Origin of the sequence: Streptomyces cynarae, assembly GCF_025642135.1 — a bacterium.
GTDB classification, from domain to species: domain Bacteria; phylum Actinomycetota; class Actinomycetes; order Streptomycetales; family Streptomycetaceae; genus Streptomyces; species Streptomyces cynarae.
In genome coordinates, this window is sequence record NZ_CP106793.1 from 5,077,649 (window position 1) to 5,094,041 (window position 16,393).

Below are 16,393 nucleotides of genomic sequence, written 5' to 3' on the forward strand. Positions count from 1 at the left end.
ACCGCCGGGGGCCAAGCAGAGCACGTGGACGAGGGAGAACCCCGCGATGACCCAGAGCACCGAACCCACGATGTGTCCGTTCGACTTCAGCGCGGGTCTGGAGTTCGATCCCGCGCTCGCGGAGCTGATGGCCCGCGATTCCATCACCCGTATCCGGCTGCCTTACGGCGACGGTGCCGCCTGGCTCATCACCGACTTCGAGGGCGTACGGCAGGTGACCACCGACCAGCGGTTCAGCCGGGCGGCGATCATGGGGCACGACTATCCGCGGCTGACCCCGGAGCCCATCGTCTCCCCGGAGTCCATCAACGTGATGGACCCGCCGCACAGCAGCCGCCTGCGCCGTCTGGCGTCCCAGGGCTTCGCCCGGGGGCACGTGGAGCGGATGCGGCAGCAGATCGTCCGGCTGGCCGACACCCTCCTGGAGGAGATGGCCGAGCAGGGGCCGCCCGCGGACCTCGTCCAGCACCTGTCCAACCAGCTCCCGCAGCAGACCATCTACGACGTCCTCGGCATCCCCCGCGAGGACTGGGCGCGGATGCAGGAGTACGCGCGCCAGTTGCTCGAGACCGGGCCGGACAGCCGCGAGACGGCCGCGAACGCCAAGGCCGGGCTGCGCTCCTACTTCCTGGAGCAGGTCGAACAGCGGCGGCGCACCCCCGGGAACGACCTGATCAGCGCGCTGGCCGCGGCCAAGGACGGCGACGACGTCCTCGACGACGAGGAACTGGCGGTCATGGCGCTGACGCTGGTGCTCAGCGGGCAGGACACCGCCACCTGTCAGATCAGCGACATCTCCTACCTGCTGCTGACCCGCCCCGAGCTGATGGAGCACCTGAGGAGCCGGCCGGAGTCCCTGACCGACGTCATCAACGAGCTGCTCCGCTACATCCCGTTCCGCAAGGGGGTCGGCATCCCCCGGGTGGCACTGGAGGACGTCGAGATGGACGGCGTACGGATCCGCAAGGGCGACTTCGTCCATGTGTCGTACCTGACGGCGAACCGCGACCCGAAGCGCTACCCGGACCCGGACGTCATCGACCCGGAGCGGCCGCCCATGCCCCACATGACGTTCGGCTGGGGCGGCCACCGCTGCATCGCCGTACCGCTGGCGATGGCGGAGCTGGAGGTGGCCATCGGGCGCCTGGTCGAGCGGTTCCCGACGCTGCGCCTGGCCGTGCCGGCGGAGGAGATCCGCTGGGACACGGAGACGATCCGCCGCTTTCCGCTGGAGCTGCCGGTGACCTGGTGAGGCGGCCGGGCGGTCAGGCCACCCCGGCCGCCCGCAGCAGGGCCGTCGTGGCCGCCGCGCCCAGCACGACGACCACGAACGGCGCCCGCCGCCACGCCAGGCCCACGGCCACCAGGACCCCGGCCGGGCGCGCCCACCCGGCGAAGCCGCCCGACTCGGTGAGCGCGCCGGTCGCCAGCAGGGCGACCAGCAGCACCACAGCGCCCGCCGACAGCAAGCGCTGGACCCGGTCGGGGAGTTCCACACGGCCGTGCAACAGCGGGCCCGCCAGCCGGAAGGCGTACGTCCCGACGGCCAGCGCCACGATCGCGGCGAACGTCGCCCTCATGCCTGCCTCCCTGAGCCCTGTCGGCCCAGCGCGAGCAGTCCTGCCAGTGCCAGCAGCACCGGCAGCCCCGCCGGCACGAACGGCGTCACCGCGAGGGCCACCGCGCCGCCGCCAGCGCCGCCCGCCGTACGCCCGCGTCGTCCCGTACGGAGGGGAGGACCAGCGCCACCAGCACGGCGGGGAAGGCGGCGTCCAGGCCGAAGGTGTCGGTGTCGCCGAGCGCGCCCCCGGCGAGGGCCCCGCCGAGCACGCTCACGTTCCACACCGTGTACATCCCGATCCCGGAGATCCAGAACGCCGCGCGGCGCCGGGCCGGGTCCCGCTGGGCCAGGGCGAAGGCCGCCGTCTCGTCGGTCACCAGGTGAGCGCCCAGGAACCGGGCCGTGCGCCCCCGGCCGCCCAGCACGTCCGCCACCGCGAGGCTGAACGCCGCCGTGCGCGTGTTCAGCAGCAGACCCGTCGCCGCCGCGGCCACCGGCCCGCCCCCGGCGAGCAGGATCCCCACCGCGCTGAACTGAGCGGAGCCCGCGTACACCACCAGCGACATCACCACCGGCACCCACACCGGCAGCCCGCCCGCGACCGCGATCGCCCCGAACGACACGCCGACCACTCCACTGGCGAGGCAGACGAGGGAGATGTCCCGGAGCAGGGCACGGTCCACGGTCGTCGGTAAGGGGAGAACTTCGGGTGTTCGGAACAGCGAACGCATGTTTCCTACAATGGACAACAGCCTCTCTGTTCGTCAAGATGAACGAACGTACCGACGGAGCGAACGCCGATGACCGACGACACCGCCGCCCCACCGCCCCGGCTCCCGCTGGACTGGATCGCCGCCGCCCTGCGCCGGGAGCGCACCCGTGCCGGGCTCTCCCTCTCGGAGCTGGCCAAGCGGGCCGGGATCGCCAAGTCCACGCTGTCCCAGCTGGAGGCGGCGGGCGGCAATCCCAGCGTGGAGACCCTGTGGGCGCTCGGTGTCGCCCTCGGCGTGCCCTTCAGCGTGCTGGTCGAACCGCCCGCCCCGGCCGTTCAGGTGATTCGTGCGGGTCAGGGGCCGAGCGTGCACTCGGAGCAGGCCGGCTACGCGGCGACCCTGCTGTCCGCGAGCCCGCCAGGCGCGCGCCGGGACCTCTACCACATCCGGCTGGAGCCGGGGGCCGCTCGCGTGTCGGAACCCCACATTCCGGGCAGTGTGGAGCACTTGATCGTGAGTGAGGGGCGGGTTCTCGCCGGGCCGCGCGGTGAGGAGGTGGAGCTGGGCCCCGGGGACTACATGGCGTTCCGCGGCGACGTCGCCCATTCGTACGAGGCACTGGCACCCGGCAGCGCGTTCGTGCTCGTCATGCAGCACGTGTGAGCGCGCCTCGGCTCTCGTGGGGAAGGCGGGTGCATCCCGAAGAATTCGCGAAGAATTCACGGAAAGGCAGGAGCCCCGCCGCCGAATGGCGCGGGGCTCCTTGGGTACTGCTCTCAGTTCTGGATCAGGGACTCAGCGATCTCAGATCGCGGTGACGTTCTCCGCCTGCGGGCCCTTCGGCCCCTGCGTCACGTCGAAGGAGACCTGCTGGTTCTCCTCGAGGGAACGGAAGCCGTTCGCGTTGATCGCGGAGTAGTGGACGAAGACGTCCGGGCCGCCGCCTTCCTGGGCGATGAAGCCAAAGCCCTTCTCGGCGTTGAACCACTTCACGGTTCCGGTAGCCATAAGCCCTCCTTGGGCCCAAAGGGTTGCCCTGCTCCAGAACTGCAAGTGTGAAAACGGAACCGCTGCACAACTGCATATGTCTGAAAACGACGAGAGCCCGCGGTCACATGCTCCGCAGGCTCTGTACTGCAAGGAAACCAAACTGCAACTTGCTGTGAGCGTAGCACGCGGGCAACCAAAAGCAATAGAGGTCAAGATCACGTCACCCGGACGTTTGAATGATGCCGGAACCCTTGACAGCGGGGGGCGAAGGCGGCGCTGCGCAGCGCGAGGGCTAGTCTCGCGATGTGGACAATTCTCGCACCCGGCCGCGCGTCGGCCACATCCAGTTCCTCAACTGCCTGCCCCTGTACTGGGGGCTCGCGAGAACCGGCACCCTCCTCAACCTGGAGCTGACCAAGGACACGCCCGAGAAGCTCAGCGAGCAGCTCGTGAAGGGCGACCTCGACATCGCTCCGATCACCCTTGTCGAGTTCCTCAAGAACGCCGACGACCTGGTCGCCTTCCCCGACATCGCGGTCGGCTGCGACGGCCCTGTGATGTCCTGCGTGATCGTCTCCCAGGTCCCGCTGGACCGGCTGGACGGCGCCCGGGTCGCGCTCGGCTCCACCTCGCGGACCTCCGTACGCCTCGCCCAGCTGCTGCTCGCCGAGCGGTACGGGGTGACGCCGGACTACTACACCTGCCCGCCCGACCTGAGCCTGATGATGCAGGACGCCGAGGCGGCCGTGCTGATCGGCGACGCCGCCCTGCGCGCCAACCTCATCGACGGACCGCTCTTCGGACTCGACGTGCACGACCTCGGCACGCTGTGGAAGGAGTGGACGGGCCTGCCGTTCGTCTTCGCGGTGTGGGCGGCCCGGCGCGACTACCTGGAGCGGGAGCCCTTCATCACCCGCAAGGTGCACGAGGCCTTCCTCTCCTCCCGCAATCTGTCCCTGGAGGAGGTCGGCAAGGTCGCGGAGCAGGCGGCGCGCTGGGAGGCCTTCGACGAGGAGGTGCTGGAGCGGTACTTCACGACCCTCGACTTCAGCTTCGGGGGCCCGCAGCTGGAGGCCGTCGCCGAGTTCGCCCGCCGGGTCGGCCCGACGACCGGTTTCCCGCCGGACGTGAAGGTGAAGCTGCTCGAACCGTAGGGGAGTTGTCCGCTCCGTCCCTACGCTGTCCGGGTGGATCTGGACCTCTGGGCGGCCGTCGGTGCCGCGGTGTGGGGTGCCGCGGCCGGCGCGCTGGTGCCCCGTGCCGCGTACCGGCTGTCCGTCGAGCCCGGGCAGCCGTGGCGGGACCGGTGCCCGGACGGGCATCCGATCGGCGGATGGGTCGGACGGGGGCGGTGTGCGGACGGGCGGGCGTACGGCCCCGGGACCGTGCTCGTGGGCGCGGTCACCGCACTGGTGTGCGCGGTGCTCGCACTCGCCACCGGCACGCGCCCGGAACTGGCCGTGTGGCTGCTGCTCGCCCCGGTCGGCGTCCTGCTGACCCTCGTGGACTTCCGGGTGCAGCGCCTGCCGGACGTCCTGACCCTGCCGCTGGCCGGCGCCGCCCCCGCCCTGCTGGGGCTGGCCGCGCTGGCGCCCGAGCACGCGGGACGGTGGCGCACCGCACTGCTCGGCGCGCTCGTGCTGGGCGGCGCCTACTTCCTGCTGTTCCTCCTCAACCCGCACGGCCTCGGCTTCGGGGACGTCAAGCTGGCGCCCGGGCTCGGGGCGGTGCTCGGCTGGTACGGCTGGGGGACCGTGGTGCTCGGGACCTTCGCCGGGTTCCTGTTCGGGGGGCTGTACGGGCTCGGGCTCGTCCTCGTCCGGCGCGCCGGACGGCGTACGACGATCCCGTTCGGGCCGTTCCTCATCGCGGGCACGTTCGTCGGGCTGCTCATCGGCGCGTACGCGGCCTGACGTCGGGCCCGTAAAAGCGCTGGCGTAGGCTGGTTCGGTCCGTTCACGACCCTTACGTGTCCGTCCATCCCCCGCCGAAAGGGAGCCCGGTGACCGAGAAGGCCGACCTCACGTCCATTGATGTCACAGCCGTGCTCGACCGTGCCGCCGACGGTGGGCGGATCACCCCCGAGGAAGCGCTCGTCCTCTACCACGAGGCGCCGCTGCACGCGCTGGGCGCCGCGGCCGACGCCGTGCGCCGCCGCAAGTACGCCGGGATCGAGCACATCGCGACGTACATCATCGAGCGCAACATCAACTACACGAACGTGTGTGTGACGGCGTGCAAGTTCTGCGCCTTCTACGCGGCGCCCAAGGACACGGAGAAGGGCTGGACGCGCGACCTCGACGACATCCTGCGCCGCTGCGCCGAGACCGTCGAACTCGGCGGCACCCAGATCATGTTCCAGGGCGGCCACCACCCCGACTACGGCGTCGAGTACTACGAGACGCACTTCCGCGCCATCAAGGAGGCGTTCCCCCAGCTGGTCATCCACAGCCTGGGGGCGTCCGAGGTGGAGCACATGGCCCGTATCTCGGGCGTGTCCGTGGAGGAGGCCATCTCCCGCATCCACGCCGCAGGGCTCGACTCCTTCGCCGGCGCCGGCGCCGAACTGCTGCCCGAGCGGCCGCGCAAGGCGATCGCGCCGCTGAAGGAGAGCGGCGAGCGCTGGCTGGAGATCATGGAGACCGCGCACCGGCTGGGCGTGGAGTCCACCTCGACCATGCTGATGGGCACGGGCGAGACCAACGCCGAGCGCATCGAGCACCTGCGGATGATCCGCGACGTGCAGGACCGCACGGGCGGGTTCCGGGCGTTCATCCCGTACACCTACCAGCCCGAGAACAACCACCTGAAGGGCCGCACCCAGGCGACCATCTTCGAGTACCTGCGGATGATCGCGGTCGCCCGCCTCTTCCTCGACAACGTCCGGCACATCCAGGGCTCCTGGCTGACGACCGGCAAGGACGTCGGCCAACTGACCCTGCACTACGGCGCCGACGACCTCGGCTCCATCATGCTCGAGGAGAACGTCGTCTCCTCGGCCGGCGCCAAGCACCGCTCCAACCGCATGGAGATCATCGACCTGATCCGGAAGGCGGGGCGCGTCCCGGCCCAGCGGTCGACGACGTACGAGCACCTCGTGGTCCACGACGACCCGGCCGACGACCCGGTCGACGACCGCGTGATGTCCCACATCTCCTCCACGGCCATCGAGGGCGGCACGGCCCACCCCGAGTTGAAGCTCCTGGCGTCCAACTAGGCTCGCGGTGCTGACGATTCACACCGCGGACGAGGTCCGGGTGGCTTGGGACGCCGAACCCGTCAAGGACGGTGCCGTCGCCGTCGAGGGCACCCGGATCGCCGCGGTGGGGCCCCTCGCCGCACTCCAGGAGCGGTTCCCGGGCACCCGCGTACGCCGCTGGCCCGGCACCCTCGGCCCCGCGCTCGTGCACGAGGGCCCGCTGCCGGAAGCGCCCACACCGCGCGAACGCGTCCACGCGGTGCTGAAGCTGGGCGCGGTGGCCGTACTGGAGCAGCACGCGGGCACGCCCGAACTGCGGGCCGCCGCCGAGCGCAACGACGTCGTGGTGCTGCCGGGCGCCCGCCCGGCAGGCGCGCTCGTCGAGACCGGCCGCGCCGACCTCGCCGTCTTCGACGAGGCGGGCGCCTGCCTGGCCACGGTCTGCGCGGGGCGTCTGGTGCACCGCAGGCGCTGAGTCAGCCGGTTCAAGACGCGCCCTGCCGTGGGCACCGGCCGGGCGCGGTCGGCTCGGGCCCTCCTGACACAATGGCCCCGTGACCCGCGCATCCCTGGACAAGCAGCCGCACGAAGTCGCCTCGATGTTCGACGACGTGGCGGAACGGTACGACCTGACGAACGACGTGCTGTCACTCGGGCAGGCGCGGCTGTGGCGCAAGGAGGTCGCGAAGGCGGTCGACGCGCGGCCCGCGCAGAAGGTCCTGGACCTCGCGGCCGGCACGGCGACCTCGTCGCTGCCCTTTTCGCGGACCGGCGCGTACGTCGTCCCGTGCGACTTCTCGCTCGGGATGCTCCAGGTCGGCAAGAAGCGGCACCCGTGGATGCCCTTCACCGCCGGCGACGCGACGAGGCTGCCGTTCAAGGACGACACCTTCGACGCCGTCACCATCTCCTTCGGCTTGCGCAACGTGCAGGACACGGACGCGGCGCTGCGCGAGCTGTACCGGGTGACCAAGCCCGGCGGGCGAGTCGTGATCTGCGAGTTCTCGCATCCCACATGGGCGCCGTTCCGCACGGTCTACACGGAGTACCTGATGCGCGCGCTGCCGCCGGTTGCCCGCGCGGTGTCGTCCAACCCCGACGCGTACGTCTACCTCGCCGAGTCCATCCGCGCCTGGCCCGACCAGCCGGCCCTCGCCGAGCGGCTGCGCAAGGCGGGCTGGTCCAAGGTGGCGTGGCGGAACCTGACCGGCGGGATCGTGGCCCTGCACCGGGGCTTCAAGCAGGACTGACCGCGTACGGGTCGCCCGGCTCGTCCAGCTCGCGCTGCATTCCGCCCCGGGGCGGTGGCGGCACGCGCGGTTCTCGTACGCCCGCTCCTCCGCCGCCCTCGCCCTCACCCAGGTCGAACCAGACGGTGACGACGGCACCGCGCGGCACCTCGGCGCCCGGCTGCGGGTACTGCCGTACGACGTAGTCGACGACGGTGTGGTGGAAGTCGGGCCGGTCGGGCGCGGCGAGCAGGACGCCCTGCTGCTTGGCGGCCTCGCGCGCGTCCATCGCCATCAGACCGATCAGCCGCGGCACGCGCACTTCGGGTGTTTTGGGTGGTATAGGCACAGATGTCACCCCCAGCGGTACTGGAAGGGTAACCGGCCAGGGGTGCCACCCGGAAGCGCCGGGTGTCTTTCTGTAGCAGTCGATCACACTGAGTCACAGATCGAGGCGGTAGCAGTGGCTCTGCCGCTGCGACGCAGGCGTCGTGAAGGTCTCAGCGAGGCGCATCCCCAGCCGCTGCGTGACCGCGATGGACCGCGTGTTGCGGGAGTCGACCATGGCCACCACGCCGCTCACGCCCGCCGCACGCACGCGCTCCAGGGTCACCCGGGCGGCCGCCGTCACATACCCCTTGCCCCAGTGCGCCCGCCCGAGCCGCCAGCCGATCTCGATCTCCCCCTTCGGCCCCCACTCGCGCGGCCATGGTTGAGCGCCCGTGAAGCCGATGACCTCCCCGGTCCCGTCGAGCACGCTCCACAGGCAGAAGCCGTACTCGGCGTCGTGCCGGCGCTGGCGGGCGGTGAGCTCCTCGTAGACGGACAGCTCGGCGGCCTTGCCGCCGTGGAACTCCATGACCTCGGGGTCGGCGAACACCCGGTGCCAGGCGAAGGCGTCCTCGTCGGTGGGGACGCGCAGCCGTACGTCGGGGAGAGCTCGGTTCATGGGGGCAGCCCTTCAGCCGGGAGGTCGGTGACGCTGAATAGACTGCCCATGTCCAGTGCCCGTCAGAACGCTGTTTCGGCCGCGGTTTCCCCGTGGCTCTCTCGCTGCCTGCCACAGGCGCTGGTGTTGCCGTCGTCGAGTCTTGGGGAGAACCCGCCGTGACCGAGCCCCAGCCCCTTACCGAACACACCGCCGATGTGATCGTCGTCGGGGCCGGGCCAGCCGGTTCCACCACCGCGTACTACCTCGCGAAGGCGGGCCTGGACGTCCTGCTGCTGGAGAAGACCGCGTTCCCGCGCGAGAAGGTGTGCGGTGACGGCCTGACGCCGCGCGCCACCAAGCAGCTCGTCGCGATGGGCATCGACATCTCCGAGGAGGCCGGCTGGCTGCGCAACAAGGGTCTGCGCATCATCGGCGGCGGAGTGCGGCTCCAGCTCGACTGGCCGGATCTCGCCTCTTACCCGGACTACGGACTGGTCCGCAAGCGCGACGACTTCGACGAGCAGCTCGCCCGGCAGGCGCAGAAGGCGGGCGCGCGGCTGTACGAGCGCTGCAATGTGGGTGCCCCGATCGTCGACGACCGCACCGGCCGTATCACCGGCGTGCACGCCAAGCTGGGCGACGAGAAGCGCGAGGTCACCTTCCACGCGCCGCTGGTGGTCGCGGCGGACGGCAACTCCTCGCGGCTGTCGCTGGGGATGGGCCTGCACCGCCGCGAGGACCGCCCCATGGGCGTCGCGGTCCGTACGTACTTCACGTCCCCGCGCCACGAAGACGACTACCTGGAGTCCTGGCTGGAGCTGTGGGACCGGCGCGGCGGCCAGGAGCGGCTGCTGCCCGGCTACGGCTGGATCTTCGGCATGGGCGACGGGACCAGCAACGTCGGCCTGGGCGTGCTGAACACCTCCGAGTCCTTCAAGGAGCTGGACTGGCGCGAGGTGCTCAAGGCCTGGTGCGCCTCGATGCCCGAGGACTGGGGCTACACCCCCGAGAACATGACCGGCCCCATCCGCGGTGCCGCCCTCCCCATGGCCTTCAACCGCCAGCCGCACTACACCAAGGGCCTGTTGCTCGTCGGCGACGCGGGCGGCCTGGTGAACCCCTTCAACGGCGAGGGCATCGCCTATGCCATGGAGTCCGGCCGGATCGCGGCGGACGTCATCGTCCAGGCCGTGGCCCGCACGACACCCGGCCAGCGCGAACTCGCCCTGCACAACTACCCGAAGATCCTGAAGGACACCTACGGCGGCTACTACACGCTGGGCCGCGCCTTCGTGAAGCTGATCGGCAACCCGAAGGTGATGAAGGTCGCGACCCAGCGCGGCCTCACGCACCCCGTGCTCATGAAGTTCACCCTGAAGATGCTCGCCAACCTCACCGACCCGACGGGCGGCGACGCGATGGACCGGATCATCAACGGGCTGAGCAAGGTGGCTCCGCGTTCGTGATCGCGAAGCGGCCCCCTTTCCACCTCCCGCCGGGACGTGGAAAGGGGGCCGCGGTCACTCCGTGATGCCGGGCGTGCCGGTCAGTTCTGTGCGCGGCGGCGGCGCTTCACACGGAACAGGACGAAGCCGGCAGTCAGGAGCACTGCCGCCGTGGCAGCAGCGACTCCGATCTGAGTGCCGGTGTCGGCGAGGCCGCCTCCGCCTCCGTTTCCCTCGTCGTTGCGCGGCGGGGTGCCGGCTGGCGGAGTGTGGCTGCCGGGGCTGCTCGGCGTCGGGCTGCCCGGGGTGTGCGTGGGCGTGGGGGTGGGCTTGCCCGTGGGTGTCGGGGTCGGCGTCGGGGAGGGCGGGACGCTGCCGCCGTTGTCGATCTTCGCGGCGCCGTTGCCGCCGAAGTAGCCGGTATAGGTGCTGCGGTAGCCGGTCTCCTCGCGGAGCGACCGCTGGGTGGTCTTGTCCAGGGCCGGGTGCTCGACGGTGAAGCGGGCCCGGCTGATCTTCTGTTCGGGCTGCTTGGAGAAGTCGACACCGCCCACGCCCTGGTTGTAGACCTTGCCGCCGTAGCGGAGTTCGAACCAGTCGATGCCCTCGCGCAGGGATTTCATGTACTTGTCGTACGTGCCCTGCTTGGTCCAGTTCTGGTTCGGGGCGCGCAGCGGCCACCGGCTCACGTCGTTGCTGTTGATGATCGGCCGGAAGTCGGTGGCCCTCTTCGCATCCTGCTGGCGGATGAACTCGGCGGCCACGCGGGACTTGTACACGCGGCGCAGGTCGGCGTACGTGGGGGCGGTGTTGACTTGTTTGTCCACCTGCGGCATCACATAGCGGCGCAGCAGGGCCTCGCTGGTGCGCTTCTCCGGGTCGGTGAGGTCGCAGACGCGGGCGCCGGGTGGGTGGTACTTGACGTCCATCCACTCGGTGGACACCTTCAGGGGGGCGTCGAGGATGTAGATCCCGCCGTCCTGCTCGCGAACCTTCGCGGGCTCGGGTTCGATCCACAGCCGCACGGAGGGGAAGCAGGGCAGGCCGTCACGTCGGGGGACGGTGTCCCAGAACGTCTTGGCGTCCGGGTTCTTGTTCGGGTTGATGGCGTGCGCGAAGTCGGTCTTCATCGCGAAGTCGGCGTCCAGCAGGATGCGGCCGGCGTCGGTCTTCGCGAAGGTGGAGTCCATGATCTTGTCGGGCTGGTCCGGGTTGAGGTTGACCCAGAACTTGTCCGGCGTGAGCGCGAGCCAGGTGAACATGGCGTCGGAGGCGAGCTGGAGCTTGGCCTGGCCGCCGTAGCCCGGGTCGGTGTCCTCGTCGTCCACGTAGTCGGCCTTGAACGAGTAGTCCAGCGCCTTGCCCTTGACCGGGTTTCCGACGTACTGGAGTTCCAGGGTGGTGAAGTCGACGCCACCCGGTCCGCGGCCGAGCGCGGAGCGCGAGTTGACCGCGTTGAACTCGCGCTGGATCGCCTTCGCTTCGGCCGGTGTCCTGCCGGAGCCGAACGCGATGTCGTCGATCGGACCGGCCGATCCCTGCCGGGGGTTGGGGTTCATCACGTTGTACGTCTTGGAGTACTCCGTGGTGGGGAAGACGCCCTGGCCGGTGGCGTTGCGCTGGTAGATGCGGACCGGGTTGCCGGTGGTGCCGCGCTCGCCCTGGAGTTCCTGGTTGAGCCTGCCGTACTGGTTGACGGTGCCCTTGGCGGCCTTCTCGCCGCCGTAGACGACGAGCTTGTTCTTGGTGAAGTCGTAGGTGGAGTCCTTGTGCCGCAGGACGATGTTGTCGTCGCGGAACTGCTTGGACCTGTATTTCGAGGTGGACTTGAACTCGCCGAACTCGCCTTGCCTCTGGTTGTAGGAGTCGTACTTGCGGCGGGCGAGGAGGTTGCCGTTCTTGTCGCGGATCTCGACCGTGACCTCGCACAGCCAGTCCGGGCCGATCATGTTGAAGTCACGGACGGTCTTGGCCTCGAAGGCGGAACCCTTGCGGTTGTTCCTCTGGTTGAGGATGAGCCGGTTCTGCAGCCAGCTCTTCCAGCCGATGTTCGGGTTCTTCGCCGTCGCCTTGAACCGGCCGTAGCGGGCGTAGATGGCCCGCTTCATGTCGTCCGCGTCTTTGCCCTGGGCGTACTTGGCGTCCCACTTGGCGATGTCCTCGTCCGTGTTACCGGCGGCCTTGAGATCCTCGGGCTCGGGCTTGGGGAGGTCGTCCCAGCCCTTGAAGGTGTTGTCGTAGAGGTACTGTTCGGGCGGGCCGCCCCAGGTTTCCTCGAACCGGCCTCCGCCGATGGGTGCGCCGGAGTTCGCAGGCGTACGGGAGTACGTCTTGCCGAGGTGGTACTCGTCGCAGCGCTTGCCGCCGATGATCTTCGCGGTGTCGCCCGGCGCGGCGTGCGCGAGGGTGGGCGGAAGTCCGACCAGCATCATCCCGGCCGCCGAGGCGACCGCGAGCGCGGATGCCAGACGTCGGCGCAGCCGAACTCTCATGGGTGTTTTCAATGCGTGTCCCTGGTGGGGGGCTCATGGGACAAGGCCGGTGGACGGGATAGGGCCCCCGTGACATGTCCCTGCCCACCGCTCTTACACCCTAGAACCCCAGACGGCCCACAGAGCAACAGTTGTTGACGCTCGGCATGTCAACTCGACGACGTGGCTTGTCAGTTCGCCGCACGCCGGCGTGTTCGCTACCGTGGCCACCCATGACCACTTCCGCGGATCACGGCACGGACCCGACGCGGCACCCGGAGCTTCTCGCGTGGCTGCATGGGCGCCGGCAGGCCTTCGACCAGTGGGCGCAGCAGACCGGCGCCGACCGGCTCGACTTCAGCCCTGACTCCCTGGACGAACTCGAAGACCTTCTCCGCGAGACGTTCCAGTCGGACGAGGAGCTCCGTGCCCAGCGGCTGGACCCGTTCGTACAGGGCGCCGTCTGGTACCTCGGGGAAGTGATCTGCCGCGCCAAGGGCATGGTGTGGAAGTTCGAGCGCGACGTCGACGCGGCCGACACGGCTGCGATGCCGCCTCTGTTCGGTACGGAGGCACCGCCAGGCGTTCTCGACACTCCGTGTGTCAGCTTCCCGGAGGACGGCCCCGAGCGGGGCCTGTATCCGCTGAACGTCCTGTGCCGCACGCTCATCGCCAAGGACGAGCTGGGTGAGCCGGTCGACGAGCACCTGGTCGACGCCCTCGCAGACGACTACCTCGATGACGACTTCGACGAGGGCGAGGACGACGGCGAAGAATAGGGCTTGTTCTTCAGGTCGTCAGAAGGCGGCGAAGATTTTCAAGGAGATCGGTGTGTACGGCGCCTCGGGCCCGCCGTGACCACGCCGCCGAGCGGCACACCGCTCCCACTGACAGCCCCTCTTTCACTGGCACAGGGCCTGATCGAGGGCCGCGATTTCGTCGCGCCGGGCCGCCACCTGCCGTAGCTCTTTTGTTGTGAGGATGCTGTGGCGGCGGGAAATCGGGCTTCCGGCCTCTGGAGTCACTCTCTACCCTCCGGGACTCATGACAACAGAACCCGCGCAGCAGCCGCAGGAGAACACCGGCCACACCCGCAGACGGTTCCTCGCGGGCGCCGGAGGAGTGGCGAGCGCGCTCGCCTTACGGCCGAGCGGCAGCGCCCGTGCCGCCACCCGCAAGCACGTCGCCGTCCTCGGCGGCGGTGTCTCCGGGCTCAGCGCCGCGCAGGAACTCGCCGAACGCGGCTATGCCGTCACCGTCTACGAGTACTACGACGTCCTCGGCGGCAAGGCCCGCTCCATGGACGTGCCCGGTACGGGGAGCGGTGGCCGCAGACCGCTGCCCGGCGAGCACGGCTTCCGGTTCTTCCCCGGTTTCTACCGGAACCTCCCGGACACCATGCGCCGCATCCCCTTCCCCGGCAATGCGAACGGCGTCCACGACAACCTGCGCAGTGGGACCGAGGAGTTGTTCGCCCGCAGTTCCGGCCGTCCCGACCTGCACTTCCCCCTGCGCCGGGTCACCACCCCGCCTGCTCCCGGCGACATCACCCCGTCCTGGCTCCGCGACCAGATCCTGTCCGTACTGGACCTGGGCACCCACCTGCCCGCCCACGAGGCCGCCTACTTCGCCGACCGCCTCCTGGTCCACCTCACCAGTTGCGACGCCCGCCGCGAGGACCAGTGGGAGAAGACGTCCTGGTGGCGGTTCATCCGGGCCGAGGAGATGAGCGCGGAGTACCAGACCCTGCTCGGCATCGGCCAGACCCGCAACCTCGTCGCCACGCGCGCGGAGGTGGCGTCCACGCGTACGGTCGGCCGCGTCATCATCGAGGCCCTCATCCTCTGGGGTCTGCTCGGCCGCGGCCTGGACGGCGACGCCGACATCGACCGCGTCCTCAACGCCCCGACGAGCGAGGCCTGGATCGACCCCTGGGCAGCGCACCTGCGCTCCCTCGGCGTCGAGTTCGTACTCGGCACCGAGGTCCGCGAGGTTCTGTACGCGGGCGGGCGCGTCACCGGCGTGAGGGTCGCCGCGCGCGACGGCGGTGACGAGCGCACCGTCACCGCCGACCACTACGTCTCCGCGATGCCCGTCGAACACGCCCGCCGCACCTGGGGCACCGCCCTGCGCGCCGCCGATCCGCAGCTCGCCCGGTGCGACGCGCTCAAGACGGACTGGATGACCGGGGTGCAGTTCTATCTGCGTACGCCCACGCCCGTCGTCCACGGGCACATCAACTGCCTGGACTCGCCCTGGTCGGTAACCGGGATCGGGCAGGCGCAGTTCTGGGACGTACGGGACTTCTCGCGGGACTACGGCGACGGTCAGGCCCGGGACTGCCTGTCCGCGATCATCTCGGAGTGGGACAAGCCCGGCATCCTCTACGGCAAGACGGCCCGCGAGTGCACCAAGGAGGAGATCGTCGCCGAGCTGTGGGCCCAGCTGAAGGACGGACTCAACGACTCGGGGAAGACCACGCTGAGCGACGAGGACCGCCTGGGCTGGTTCATGGACCCGGCGGTGACCGGTCTCGGCGGCCCCGACCCGCAGAACCGCGAGCCGCTCCTCATCCACCCGACGGGCACGCTCTACAACCGCCCCTCGGCGAGGACCGCCGTACCGAATTTCTTCCTCGCGGGCGACTACGTCCGGACGGATGTGGACCTGGCGACGATGGAGGGCGCCAACGAGTCGGCGCGCAGGGCCGTCAACGCGCTGCTGGACGCGGACGGCGCGGACGCCGAGCGGTGCCGGGTCTGGGAGCTGTACCGCCCGCCGGAGCTGGAGCCCCTCAAACGGGTGGACGAGGTGCGTTACCGGCTCGGCCTGCCGAACACGTTCGACGTGGGGTGAACGGAGTCGGCCGGGGACGACCGGGAGGGCCGCCGCCTCGAACGGGCGACGGCCCTGCAATCCCCGTACCGCTTACGACGGCTCGGTCAGAGCACGCGGACCGCGCCGGACGGCGGGTCGTACGACAGCGGGTGCTCCCCGACGCCGCTGGAGGGGTTCTGCGCGCCGACGAACATGCCGTCACCCACGTACACCGCGACGTGGTAGGCGCTGCCCGCGCCGCCCCAGTACAGGATGTCCCCGGGCTGCAGGTTGCTCAGCGAGACCTGGGTGCCGGCCGTCGACTGGTCCTGGGAGACCCGCGGAAGGTTGATTCCGACCTGCTTGAAGGCCGTCTGCACCAGTCCGGAGCAGTCGTACGCCGACGGACCGGTGGCGCCGGAGACGTACGCCTTGCCGATCTGCGCCTTGACGAAGGCGACGACCGCCGCGGCCGAACCGGTGGCCGTGGAGGAGCCCGTCGAGGTGCTGGTCGCGGCGGCGAGGACGGTCCGCTCGGCGCTGCGCGAGGCGGCCTCCGCCTGCTTGCGCTCCGCCTCGGCCTTCCGCTTGGCCTCGGCCTCCTTCTTCTTGGCCTCCGCGAGGTCCGCCTTGGCCTGCTTCGCGGCGTTCGCGGCGGCCGCGTCACGCTCGACCTGCAGCTGGTAGTTGGCCGCGGCCTGCTGGGTGGCCGCCGCGGACTGTGCGACCTGCGTGGCCACGTCGGCCGTCAGGGTCGGCAGCTCGAGCGTCTGGGTCGCCGGCTCGGCCGCGTCGGCCGATGCCGCCGAGGCTCCGGCCACGGCCAGTGTGCTGAGGACACCACCGGCAACTCCGGCCCGCATCGCGATGGTCGACGCGCTGCGGTTGCGGGGCTTCCGGTGGCTGCGTATGTGAGCGGTGTGGGACATGGGGACAAGCGGTACCAGGGACTCCTCCATACCTTCAAGAAACGTGTGGTGCGCCACAGTTGTTCAATCGGCGGCCTGAATCCCGGGCGTGTCATTCTTTATTGACGC

At 70.1% G+C, this 16,393-nt stretch carries 16 protein-coding genes and 1 pseudogene; 10 read left to right on the forward strand and 7 right to left on the reverse strand.

Translation table 11 applies throughout. The annotated features are described in order from the left end of the window. Positions 1-46 precede the first annotated feature (46 nt). Positions 47-1,252, forward strand: coding sequence for a cytochrome P450 (locus N8I84_RS23290; protein ID WP_263231331.1), 1,206 nt, complete (start codon positions 47-49; stop codon positions 1,250-1,252). A 13-nt stretch (positions 1,253-1,265) separates the two neighbouring features. Here N8I84_RS23290 and N8I84_RS23295 read toward each other — a convergent pair whose 3' ends face one another. Then, positions 1,266-1,580, reverse strand: a complete 315-nt coding sequence (locus tag N8I84_RS23295; RefSeq protein WP_200418727.1) for an AzlD domain-containing protein — start codon at positions 1,578-1,580, stop codon at positions 1,266-1,268. Beyond that, positions 1,577-2,292, reverse strand: a pseudogene (locus N8I84_RS23300) (AzlC family ABC transporter permease). The gene N8I84_RS23295 and the pseudogene N8I84_RS23300 overlap by 4 nt, the downstream one beginning before the upstream one ends. Before the next feature lie 69 nt (positions 2,293-2,361). On the opposite strand from N8I84_RS23300, the gene N8I84_RS23305 reads away from it, so the two are divergent. Further along, positions 2,362-2,937, forward strand: a complete 576-nt coding sequence (locus N8I84_RS23305; RefSeq protein WP_263231332.1) for a helix-turn-helix domain-containing protein — start codon at positions 2,362-2,364, stop codon at positions 2,935-2,937. A gap of 141 nt (positions 2,938-3,078) precedes the next feature. Here the strand turns inward: N8I84_RS23305 and N8I84_RS23310 are convergent, their stop codons facing one another. After that, complete coding sequence (locus N8I84_RS23310) at positions 3,079-3,282, reverse strand: cold-shock protein (protein ID WP_043442843.1); 204 nt, start codon at positions 3,280-3,282, stop codon at positions 3,079-3,081. A gap of 287 nt (positions 3,283-3,569) precedes the next feature. Between N8I84_RS23310 and N8I84_RS23315 the strand changes: the two genes are divergently transcribed. From N8I84_RS23315 to N8I84_RS23335, 5 genes are all read left to right on the forward strand, one after another. Beyond that, a complete protein-coding gene (locus N8I84_RS23315; RefSeq protein WP_263231333.1) occupies positions 3,570-4,418 on the forward strand; it encodes a menaquinone biosynthetic enzyme MqnA/MqnD family protein in 849 nt (282 codons plus the stop codon). A gap of 33 nt (positions 4,419-4,451) precedes the next feature. Then, positions 4,452-5,177, forward strand: a complete 726-nt coding sequence (locus tag N8I84_RS23320; RefSeq protein WP_263231334.1) for a prepilin peptidase — start codon at positions 4,452-4,454, stop codon at positions 5,175-5,177. Between the two features lie 89 nt (positions 5,178-5,266). Then, a complete protein-coding gene (gene mqnC / locus N8I84_RS23325; RefSeq protein WP_263231336.1) occupies positions 5,267-6,481 on the forward strand; it encodes a cyclic dehypoxanthinyl futalosine synthase in 1,215 nt (404 codons plus the stop codon). Positions 6,482-6,488: 7 nt separating this feature from the next. After that, complete coding sequence (locus tag N8I84_RS23330; protein WP_263231337.1) at positions 6,489-6,938, forward strand: imidazolonepropionase-like domain-containing protein; 450 nt, start codon at positions 6,489-6,491, stop codon at positions 6,936-6,938. Between the two features lie 79 nt (positions 6,939-7,017). After that, complete coding sequence (locus N8I84_RS23335) at positions 7,018-7,713, forward strand: demethylmenaquinone methyltransferase (RefSeq protein ID WP_263231338.1); 696 nt, start codon at positions 7,018-7,020, stop codon at positions 7,711-7,713. Here the strand turns inward: N8I84_RS23335 and N8I84_RS23340 are convergent. Together N8I84_RS23340 and N8I84_RS23345 are read right to left on the reverse strand one after the other, a co-directional pair. Continuing rightward, a complete protein-coding gene (locus tag N8I84_RS23340; RefSeq protein WP_263231339.1) occupies positions 7,700-8,014 on the reverse strand; it encodes a PASTA domain-containing protein in 315 nt (104 codons plus the stop codon). The two genes, N8I84_RS23335 and N8I84_RS23340, sit on opposite strands and share 14 nt — an antisense overlap. A 120-nt stretch (positions 8,015-8,134) precedes the next feature. Then, complete coding sequence (locus N8I84_RS23345) at positions 8,135-8,641, reverse strand: GNAT family N-acetyltransferase (protein WP_263231340.1); 507 nt, start codon at positions 8,639-8,641, stop codon at positions 8,135-8,137. A gap of 158 nt (positions 8,642-8,799) precedes the next feature. Between N8I84_RS23345 and N8I84_RS23350 the strand changes: the two genes are divergently transcribed. Beyond that, the gene (locus tag N8I84_RS23350; RefSeq protein WP_263231341.1) at positions 8,800-10,089 is read left to right on the forward strand and encodes a geranylgeranyl reductase family protein; all 1,290 of its coding nucleotides are present in this window, start codon (positions 8,800-8,802) and stop codon (positions 10,087-10,089) included. An 80-nt stretch (positions 10,090-10,169) separates the two neighbouring features. Here N8I84_RS23350 and N8I84_RS23355 read toward each other — a convergent pair whose 3' ends face one another. After that, complete coding sequence (locus N8I84_RS23355) at positions 10,170-12,560, reverse strand: hypothetical protein (RefSeq protein WP_263231342.1); 2,391 nt, start codon at positions 12,558-12,560, stop codon at positions 10,170-10,172. Positions 12,561-12,772: 212 nt separating this feature from the next. On the opposite strand from N8I84_RS23355, the gene N8I84_RS23360 reads away from it, so the two are divergent. After that, positions 12,773-13,318, forward strand: a complete 546-nt coding sequence (locus N8I84_RS23360) for a hypothetical protein (RefSeq protein ID WP_263231343.1) — start codon at positions 12,773-12,775, stop codon at positions 13,316-13,318. Between the two features lie 265 nt (positions 13,319-13,583). Continuing rightward, complete coding sequence (locus N8I84_RS23365; RefSeq protein ID WP_263231344.1) at positions 13,584-15,395, forward strand: hydroxysqualene dehydroxylase; 1,812 nt, start codon at positions 13,584-13,586, stop codon at positions 15,393-15,395. A gap of 86 nt (positions 15,396-15,481) precedes the next feature. On the opposite strand, the gene N8I84_RS23370 is transcribed toward N8I84_RS23365, so the two are convergent. Continuing rightward, positions 15,482-16,285 (reverse strand): C40 family peptidase, encoded by an 804-nt coding sequence (locus N8I84_RS23370; RefSeq protein ID WP_263231345.1) that lies wholly within the window; start codon positions 16,283-16,285, stop codon positions 15,482-15,484. Between the last annotated feature and the right edge of the window lie 108 nt (positions 16,286-16,393).

What these genes read in the sequence shown, in the direction of transcription:
- N8I84_RS23290 (WP_263231331.1), top strand. Translation starts at nt 47, where the DNA reads ATGACCCAGAGCACCGAACCCACGATGTGTCCGTTCGACTTCAGCGCG.
- N8I84_RS23295 (WP_200418727.1), bottom strand. Translation starts at nt 1,580, where the DNA reads ATGAGGGCGACGTTCGCCGCGATCGTGGCGCTGGCCGTCGGGACGTAC.
- N8I84_RS23305 (WP_263231332.1), top strand. Translation starts at nt 2,362, where the DNA reads ATGACCGACGACACCGCCGCCCCACCGCCCCGGCTCCCGCTGGACTGG.
- N8I84_RS23310 (WP_043442843.1), bottom strand. Translation starts at nt 3,282, where the DNA reads ATGGCTACCGGAACCGTGAAGTGGTTCAACGCCGAGAAGGGCTTTGGC.
- N8I84_RS23345 (WP_263231340.1), bottom strand. Translation starts at nt 8,641, where the DNA reads ATGAACCGAGCTCTCCCCGACGTACGGCTGCGCGTCCCCACCGACGAG.
- N8I84_RS23355 (WP_263231342.1), bottom strand. Translation starts at nt 12,560, where the DNA reads ATGAGAGTTCGGCTGCGCCGACGTCTGGCATCCGCGCTCGCGGTCGCC.
- N8I84_RS23360 (WP_263231343.1), top strand. Translation starts at nt 12,773, where the DNA reads ATGACCACTTCCGCGGATCACGGCACGGACCCGACGCGGCACCCGGAG.
- N8I84_RS23365 (WP_263231344.1), top strand. Translation starts at nt 13,584, where the DNA reads ATGACAACAGAACCCGCGCAGCAGCCGCAGGAGAACACCGGCCACACC.
- N8I84_RS23370 (WP_263231345.1), bottom strand. Translation starts at nt 16,285, where the DNA reads ATGTCCCACACCGCTCACATACGCAGCCACCGGAAGCCCCGCAACCGC.